Origin of the sequence: Protofrankia coriariae (genome assembly GCF_001017755.1) — a bacterium.
Lineage (GTDB): Bacteria > Actinomycetota > Actinomycetes > Frankiales > Frankiaceae > Protofrankia > Protofrankia coriariae.
Genome location: NZ_JWIO01000020.1, coordinates 69432 through 77478, shown reverse-complemented (window position 1 = coordinate 77478; position 8047 = coordinate 69432). Strand labels below are relative to the sequence as shown.

The 8047-nt window shown below is 70.9% G+C and carries 9 protein-coding genes and 1 riboswitch; of the genes, 5 read left to right on the top strand and 4 right to left on the bottom strand.

Features of this window, described 5'->3' with window-relative positions:
• A partial coding sequence (locus tag FrCorBMG51_RS29000) for a hypothetical protein (protein ID WP_162233217.1) occupies nucleotides 1-331 on the top strand: 331 nt, incomplete at its 5' end.
• 34 nt (nucleotides 332-365) lie between these two features.
• Here the strand turns inward: FrCorBMG51_RS29000 and FrCorBMG51_RS32550 are convergent.
• Nucleotides 366-494 (bottom strand): hypothetical protein, encoded by a 129-nt coding sequence (locus FrCorBMG51_RS32550; RefSeq protein WP_256386252.1) that lies wholly within the window; start codon nucleotides 492-494, stop codon nucleotides 366-368.
• A 197-nt stretch (nucleotides 495-691) separates the two neighbouring features.
• Nucleotides 692-1198, bottom strand: coding sequence for a GNAT family N-acetyltransferase (locus tag FrCorBMG51_RS13865; protein ID WP_047223482.1), 507 nt, complete (start codon nucleotides 1196-1198; stop codon nucleotides 692-694).
• 667 nt (nucleotides 1199-1865) lie between these two features.
• On the opposite strand from FrCorBMG51_RS13865, the gene FrCorBMG51_RS13860 reads away from it, so the two are divergent.
• Entirely contained in the window at nucleotides 1866-2807 is a 942-nt protein-coding gene (locus tag FrCorBMG51_RS13860; RefSeq protein ID WP_235433565.1) for a tyrosine-type recombinase/integrase, read from the top strand.
• Nucleotides 2808-3176: 369 nt separating this feature from the next.
• Nucleotides 3177-3542, top strand: a complete 366-nt coding sequence (locus tag FrCorBMG51_RS13855) for a hypothetical protein (RefSeq protein WP_047223480.1) — start codon at nucleotides 3177-3179, stop codon at nucleotides 3540-3542.
• A 190-nt stretch (nucleotides 3543-3732) separates the two neighbouring features.
• Here FrCorBMG51_RS13855 and FrCorBMG51_RS13850 read toward each other — a convergent pair whose 3' ends face one another.
• Together FrCorBMG51_RS13850 and FrCorBMG51_RS13845 are read right to left on the bottom strand one after the other, a co-directional pair.
• Nucleotides 3733-5304, bottom strand: a complete 1572-nt coding sequence (locus FrCorBMG51_RS13850) for an aminotransferase class V-fold PLP-dependent enzyme (RefSeq protein ID WP_235433564.1) — start codon at nucleotides 5302-5304, stop codon at nucleotides 3733-3735.
• Nucleotides 5305-5337: 33 nt separating this feature from the next.
• A riboswitch (SAM riboswitch) is annotated at nucleotides 5338-5451 on the bottom strand.
• Between the two features lie 94 nt (nucleotides 5452-5545).
• A complete protein-coding gene (locus FrCorBMG51_RS13845; RefSeq protein WP_217699294.1) occupies nucleotides 5546-6136 on the bottom strand; it encodes a VOC family protein in 591 nt (196 codons plus the stop codon).
• A 635-nt stretch (nucleotides 6137-6771) separates the two neighbouring features.
• Between FrCorBMG51_RS13845 and FrCorBMG51_RS13840 the strand changes: the two genes are divergently transcribed.
• Entirely contained in the window at nucleotides 6772-7350 is a 579-nt protein-coding gene (locus FrCorBMG51_RS13840) for a cysteine dioxygenase (protein ID WP_052914660.1), read from the top strand.
• Nucleotides 7347-7757, top strand: coding sequence for a rhodanese-like domain-containing protein (locus FrCorBMG51_RS13835; protein WP_047223479.1), 411 nt, complete (start codon nucleotides 7347-7349; stop codon nucleotides 7755-7757). The genes FrCorBMG51_RS13840 and FrCorBMG51_RS13835 overlap by 4 nt, the downstream gene beginning before the upstream one ends.
• Nucleotides 7758-8047 lie beyond the last annotated feature (290 nt).

The window sequence follows — 8047 nt, the reverse complement described above, 5'->3', positions numbered from 1 at the left end:
CTCGCGCAACAACGACGTCGCCTTCGAAACGGGCACCTTCCATCGCGGCACCGGCATGACCCGTCCTGGGTGCGCTCGCTACACCACGCACCTCAGCTACCGCCGCGCGGGTGCGGAATGGGGACAACGCCGAGGCTGGGCGGCGCGCGGTCACGACCCCGCCTGGTATTGCTTCGTCGAACGGGCCAGCCCCCGGCAGCTCGAACTGTTCGGCTTCCCGCCGCCCGGTCATCCGTACTGGACCGCGGACACGCTGGCCGGCGTCGCGCCGCGGTATCCCAATCTGGACTTGCCTCCCTGGCGTCGCCAAATCCGGTCCGGCTCAGTCTGAGCAGCCGGCCGGTAGTGCCTGGATCTCGGGCCGCTCACAGCGGATCGCCGTCGGCCTCGGCGTAGATGTCGCGGCGCTTGAGATGATGGTGGAACCGGGTCAGCACGAATACGGTGTGGGCGTTCTTGTCAACCGTGCCGCCGTGCGGGCCGGTCCGAAACACCAGCCGCTTCCACGACCCGCCGACCAGCCCGATCCTCGATCGGCGCGGTCCCGCCGCCCTGCCGGCGCGTCTCGAAGCGGGGGAGCAGGGGTTCCACCCGTTCCCATAGATCGTCCGGGACCAGCCGCAGAGCGAGGCTGTTCTCCATCACATCCATGACCAGATATGTACCCGGAACGGCCACACGAGACATGCTCTTACTCGTCTAGTTCAGCCGGGGGGAGTCTCTTCGCCATGATGTGTTCTCTGCCCCCACCGGGCAGCACGTCACCGAATTGCCCTGTGTCCGCAAAACCATGGCGCCGGTACAACGCGATCGCATACTTGTTGCCGGGCGAGACCGCGAGCTGCAAGACTTCCGCCCGCCCCTGCACAGCCCACTGCTCAACCGCCCGGACCAGACGATCCCCTACGCCTTGCCCCCACGCCTCCTCGCTGACCCACAGGGAGATCAGCTCTACGACGCCGTTCCGCGGGCTCGGGACGCCGCTGACTATCCCGGCCGGCTTCCCATCGAGTACGGCATGGAAATTGCACGAGCCCGGGATGCTCAGCCGGGCACGCCATCGCTCCTCCCTGTCGCCATCACCCTGCCAGTCCGCGAGTCTGGCCCCGAAGGCGTAGGGCACCGCGGCAAGCGCGGCCAGCCTCAGCTCGCGCCACCTGGGCCAGTCGTGCGCTGTCAGCACCTCCACCTCGACCATGCACAGAGGCTGTCCCAGGACGGGGTCAGCGGCAACCCAAAATCGATCAGCGACTCGCTGAAATCACGGAAAGCTACTTGGCGGCCGGTGACGCGGACCCGAGCCCCGGGCCTCCTTGGCGTCGCCACCACATCCAGTCCGGCCCGCTCTGAGCAGCCGGTCAGTAGGGGTGTCGACGTCGTTGATGGCGCTCGCCTGGAACACGATCATCAGCGTCAGGGTATGTGCTGCGCAGGCCTGGTCGAACACCGCCGCACGTCCGTCAACGGAACCCGTGGTACAGGCGGCCGTTCTCGAGGGGCTGCCCGGGCACCGCAGCCGTAGGTGGAAGCCGTCATCGGCACGGCGGAAACCACCTACAGCCGGGCGAGGCGTAGGTGGAAAGCGCTGTCGGGGCGACGGAAGCGACCTACGCCCTTTTTCTTTGCGGTGGTCGCCCTGCTCGGTCCGGGGCGGGTGTGCGGCTCTGCCAGGCGCATCCTTCACTGTTTAGTATCGTTTTGATTTTTCGTTTCGTATAGAAACGAAACTATAGATACGAAACTATAGGCGGGCTGGCGCGCGATAAGCTTCACTTCTCGCGCGCCAGGGAGGCGCGGGAGAGAAGGGCTGGGAAGTGGGCGGCGACGGGACAGAAGTTGCGATTCGTCGAGATGGCGATTACACGGTGCTGTCGTCCGACCTGGTCGAGCGAGTGGCCGACTATGCCCGGGCGGCCAGGGCCGCCTCGACGTGGCGTGCCTACGAAACAGACCTGCGGCACTTCGCCGCCTGGTGCGCCGAGCGCTCCCCGCACCTGGTGGCGCTGCCAGCGCTGCCGGCAACCGTGGCCGGCTACCTGACGGCGCTGGCCGACGCCGGCTACAAACCGACCACCATCCGCCGCAGGCTGGCCGCCATCTCCGTGGCCCACCAGCTCGGCCGTCATCCCAATCCGGCCACCTCACCCGAGGTCGCGACCGTCTGGGACGGTATCCGCCGTGTCCACGGCACCGCCGTGAAGCGCAAGAACGCGCTGGAGACCGGTCTGCTCACCCAGGTGCTCGCCGAACTGGACGACTCCCGGCTCGCCGACCTGCGCGACCGGGCGCTGCTGCTGGTCGGTTTCGCCGGCTGCCTGCGCCGCGGCGAGCTCGTCGCGCTGGACGTCGCCGACATCGCCGAGACCCCGGACGGTGTGGTGCTGACCATCCGCAGGTCCAAGACCGACCAGGAACGCGCCGGGGCGCTGGTCGGCCTCACCTTCGGCTCCTACCGGCCGACCTGCCCGGTCCGCTCCTGGATCGCCTGGCGTCAGGCCGCGGGCCTCACCGACGGGCCCGCCTTCCGTTCGATCAACCGCCATGGCGGGGTGGGCGCGGGCCGGCTGCACCCGAGCTCGGTCGCCCGCATCGTCCAGCGCCGGGCCGCCGCGGCGGGCCTGTCCCCGGACGACTTCGGCGGGCACTCCCTGCGGTCCGGGTTTGCCACGGCCGCCGCCCGTGCCGGCGTGCCCGACCGGGCGATCATGCGGCAGGGACGCTGGCGGTCGTCGGCGTCCCTGGACAGTTATGTACGCGCCGGCCGCCTGTTCGACCGCGACAACCCCTCGGGCAGGGTCGGCCTGTAGCAGGTGCCGGCCACGGTGGCCGGGTCACGACCGCCAGCGCCGGCGCGCTGACGCCGTGGGCAGGGCCGGCCCGCGGTCCGCTGGGCACGGTCGGTCGCTCTGGCCGGTCTGGCCGGTCTGTAGCGGCGGTCACCCTGCGCTCATGATATGTGTGCGCTTCGTGCGACAGGCCGATAATGAATCCTGCTGGTTGACTCCCGTCCGCAGTCAGGAAGAGCCGCACAGTCAGGTTGATTCGGAAGATGGCGGAACGATCCGTGTGCTCGACATCAACACCTGGCCTGTGCTATCTGACCTGCATGGCAGCCTGCGACGTCCAGGCCCGCCGCCCCGTCCACACAGGCGATTCCGGAGGTAGCAGCCCATCCCATGGCCGAACACACCCCCCGCCGCAACATCGAGACCTGGGCGCACGAGCTGCCCGCCAGTTTCATCGAGTGCCGCACCATGGGACACCGCTGGGAACCCCACAGCGCGGTCTGGGACAAACAGGCCCGCGCCTACCATGTCATCCACGAATGTGACCGCTGCCACACTCAGCGCAAGGCGTGGTGGAGCCGTAACGGCGAGATCACCTCCGCGGGCTACAGCTACCCCGAGGGTTACCTGACCAAGGACGTCGGCTACATCGGCGCCGACGGCCGCGGCGTGCTGCGCACCGAGTACCTCGCCCGCGTCTTCACCGCGACCGCCAGCCGCGGCACCGGCAACGGCAACGCCCCGCGAACCTCCTGAGGAGGACACAGACACACGTTGGCCTGGACGGGGACGGCTGACTGAGCCCTGCTCCACAACGCAGGACGGACCCACCCTGCCGGGACGGGTCACCGGCCCGGAACGGTCACCGGCCGGCCGGGACGACCAGGCTTCCCGGATACCGACGGCCGGCGGTCCCAGCTGTTGGCAGTGACCGGTCAGCGGCCGGTCAGTTGGTGCAGACGCCGGCCAGGGTGGGCAGGACGGGCGGGGTGACGGCGTCGGGGGCGAACCAGCCGGGCAGCCGGCGGGTGTCGGGCGCGGGGGCGCAGCCGTCCGGCCCTTCCCGGTAGGTCCAGCTCGGGCCGTCGCGCAGGTAGGTGCGCAACGCCGTGACGAGCCGGTCGATGTCGTCGGAGCAGGTGCCGACACCGACGCTTGCCCGCAGCGCCGAGCCTGGCAGGTCCAGCCGGGCGAGCAGCGGATGGGCGCAGAAACGGCCGTCGCGCACGCCGATGCCGTGCTCGGCGGACAGGTAGGCGGCCGTCCGCGCGGCGCTGTGGCCGGGCACGGTGAAGGTGACCACGCCGAGCCGGTCGGGGGCGTCCGCCCAGATCCGCGGGATCTCCACGCCCGGCAGCCCGGACAGCCCCGCGACAAGCTGGTCACGTAGCGCGTCCTCGTGACGTTCGAGGGTGCCCGGCGCGAGCGCGGCCAGCACCTGGCAGGCCGCGGCCAGGGCGGCCGCACCGAGCGAGTTGGGGGAGCCCGCCTCGTGCCGCTGCGGGGCGGTCTTCCAGGTGGTGGCGGTGGCGGTCACCCCGGCTACGGCACCGCCACCGGCGAGGTACGGCGGCGCGGCGTCGAGCCAGTCCGCGCGGCCGATCAGCGCCCCGGCGCCGTAGGGCGCGTAGAGCTTGTGAGCGGACAGCGCGACATAGTCGACGTCCCAGGCGGCCATGTCGATGCGGCGGTGCGGCGCCAGCTGCGCGGCGTCCACGACGATCCGCGCGCCGTGGACGTGCGCGATCTCGGCGATCTCGGCGACGGGGACGACCTCGCCGGTCACGTTCGACGCGCCCGTCACGGCGACGAGGCAGGCCGGCCGGTGCGCCAGCGCCCGCCGGAGGCGGTCGAGGGTCGCGTCGACGGTGTCCGCGGCCGGCAGGCAGCGATGCCGGACGGCACGCCAGGGCAGCAGGTTCGCGTGGTGTTCGACGTCGAGGAACAGCACGTCACCGCGGCCGGGGTCCCCCGCCTGGCCGGTGTCGTCCGGATGGCCGGCGGCGCCCGCGCCCGCGGTGCCGTCCACGTGGCCGGCGGCCGCCCCGCGGCCCGGGCTGTCGTCCGGGTGACTGGTGGCCGCCGGCCCGGGCAGGCAGCGGGCGAGCAGGTTGAGCGCGTCGGTGGTGTTGCGGGTGAACACCACGACGTCCTCGGGCCGCGCGCCGACGAAGGCGCCGACCGTCCCGCGCGCCGACTCGTACAGCGCGGTGGTCACCTGGGAGGCGTATCCGGCGCCGCGGTGGACGCTGGCGTAGAACGGCAGGATCTCGTCCACTCTGGCCGCCACGGCGGACAGGCACGGGGCGGACGCGGCGTAGTCGAGGTTGGCGTACCGCGCCTGCCCGCCCTGGACGAGCGGAACCCGCAGATCCGCGCCGACGACCGGCAGCAGCGGCCCGTCCACCCCCGCTGGCTGTGGGTGGGCGCCGGCGGCAACGCCGTCCACGGCCCCGGCCGGAAACGGCACCGCCGGCCGCGGGCGGACGGGGGTCTGGATGGTGGCAGGGGCGGTCACGGCACTCCTCGGGGTCCACCGGACCCGGGGGCGGATCCGCGCTTACCGCAGCCACCGCGGCTACGGCCTGGTCCTCACCCGGGGCACCCCACCGCGGAGGAGGGTTGCCGGCCAGCGAGCCGGGGCTTGACGCTGACGCTCATGACCTGTGCCGAGCATACCGGGGATGCCGGACACGCGCCGCCAACGGCGACAGCCCCGGCGGACGGGAGCCGTCGGGCGGCCCGTTCGCGGACACGGGCTACGGGCTGCCGAAGTCCGGGAGGATGAGCGAGCCGTCCTCGGCGAACGAGAAACCGGGATTATGGGCGATCTCCCACACGTGGCCGTCGAGGTCGGTGAAAACCCCCGCGTAGCCGCCGTAGAACGTCTCGGCCGCGGGGCGGGTGATCGTGGCACCCGCCCGTTGCGCCGCCGCGATGATGCCGTCGACCTCCGCTCTGGAGCGGACGTTGTGCGCGAGCGCGACACCGCTGAACCCGCCTGTCTGCCCACCGGTACTCCCCTCGGCGTCCTCGGCGATACCGCAGTCGCGGGCCAGCTTGTCGCGTCCCCAGAGCACCAGCACGGCGCCGCCGGCCTGGAAGAAGACGGTCTCCTCGAGCTCCTGGCCCTGCCAGCCCAGCCGCTCGTAGAACGCCCGGGCACGCCCCACGTCCCCGACACCCAGTGTGATCAGACTGATCCGCTGCTCCATGTGTGGAAGGTACCCGGCCGTTTTCCCCGGCGAGGGGCGGCTTTCCGGACGGATCGCTGCGAACCGTCCCATCCCGCCCGGCGGCCCGTCCGCGATGACGGTTCGCGGGCCCGTGGCCGGCAGGGTGCGGGGCATCGGGAGTTTCGGGTTCTGAGATGTCTCGCGGCTGGTGGGACAGCGTCGGACGGATGATCGAAAGGATGCTGCCGGGAACGGTGCGGGATGGCCTGGGCGGGGCGTCAGAACGGGTGAACAAGAATAAACGAGGATTGTGGTGGCGGGTCGGTTGTACAGTGCCGAGCATGACATCCCGCCGCATTCTGCTGCACAGCGATCGCGTGATCGATCACGCGCTTGTGGCCAGCGCGGCGTGTACCAGTGGGTGTGGCCCGCACGGGATGCGCTGACAACCGCGGACCGGCGCCACGGCACCGGTTCCGGTCGCGTCATCCCAAGCCGTCCGGTCACGCCGGTACGTCACCGGCCCGTCTGAATTCTCCCGTTCCGACCGCTCATCCGGATCCTGGCGCGTTCTCCGATTTGCCGTGTGCGCCTGGTCGTCAACCAGCCGATTTTTCTCGGGGGCGGCGGTTGCGCCGGGAACGCCGGTCGGCGGTGACGGCAGGAACGCCGAGGTGCGTGTCACGGCCCGCGGGCCAGCCGTCCCGCGGGTCCACCGGCAACGCGAAAAAAATGTAATCACGCTGTTTTTCCACCCGTACCGCTCGCCATCCGTATCGCTTTCCGCCCGTACCGACAGGGAGTCGAGCATGCCACTCATCCACCCACTACTCGCGGGCACCGCCCTGGTGCCCGATTCCCTGCTGCGAGACGAAAACGAAACGGTGGAACCGCATGTGCTGGCCGCGCTGACCCGCTCCCTCGGTGCCGCGACCGGGATATGGACGGCGATCCTGCGCCACGACCCGGTCAACCGCTGGTACACCCGGCTCGTGCTGTCCGGATCGGTCGAGGTGTGGCTGATCAGCTGGTGCCCGGACCAGTACACCCGCGCGCACGACCATGGCGGCGCGTTCGGCGCGCTGACCGTCATCCAGGGGCCCGTCACGGAGATCGCCTGCGACGCGGACTGGCGGCCCCGTGACTGGCGGCAGCATGAACGGGGGGCGTCGCTCACATTCGATCGGAACCACATTCACAAGGTGGGGAATTCGGGGACTATCCCGGCCGCGACCATCCACGCCTACTCTCCCCCGGAACTGCCGATGCGGTATGCACCGGACGCCGCCGAGCAGGCGGTCGAGGGCTTCCTGCTCGAGAACGCGCTCGGTGGTGCCGCCGCTGGGGACGCGGCGGGGGCGCTTGCCGTGGGCGGAGGGCGGCCGTGAGCGGCAGCCGGATCGACGCGATGCTTGCCCGGGCACGCGCCCGCCTGGAGCGTCTCGACCCGCCTACGGCCGCGGCGGCGGTGGCGGACGGGGCACTGCTGGTCGACATCCGGCCCGCGGCCCAGCGCGGCGCCGAGGGCGGCATCCCCGGCGCGCTGATCATCGAACGTAACGTCCTGGAGTGGCGGCTGGACCCCACCAGTGACGCGCGTCTCCCGCAGGCCACCGGCGACGACATCAAGGTCATCATCATCTGCTCGGAGGGGTACACCTCCAGCCTCGCGGCGGCGTCCCTGCAGGATCTGGGCCTGCGCCACGCCACCGACGTCGTCGGTGGCTTCCGCGCGTGGGAGCGCAACGGCCTCCCAACGATCACTCACAGCAGCAAAGATCATCACCTTCAGTAACTAACTTCACTGAAAGGTCTTGGCCGATCTCTTAGCGTAAGGGTGCTCACTATCACGGTGAGTAACGGGGATGACCGCCGGAGCCCGTCCGCATCCCCGTGTCGGCCACACGCGCGGACGGGGCCGGGGCCCATCTGCCCGGAACGGCGGCAGAGGGGTGATGGCATGTCCATCTCGAGCCGTACGGTCTCACCCACGATCACCGCGGTTTCCTGTGCCGTCGCCGTCGCGGTGGCCCTGACGCCTCATCCGGCCGGGGCGGCCATCGCGTCGGCCGGCGGTGCGCCCGC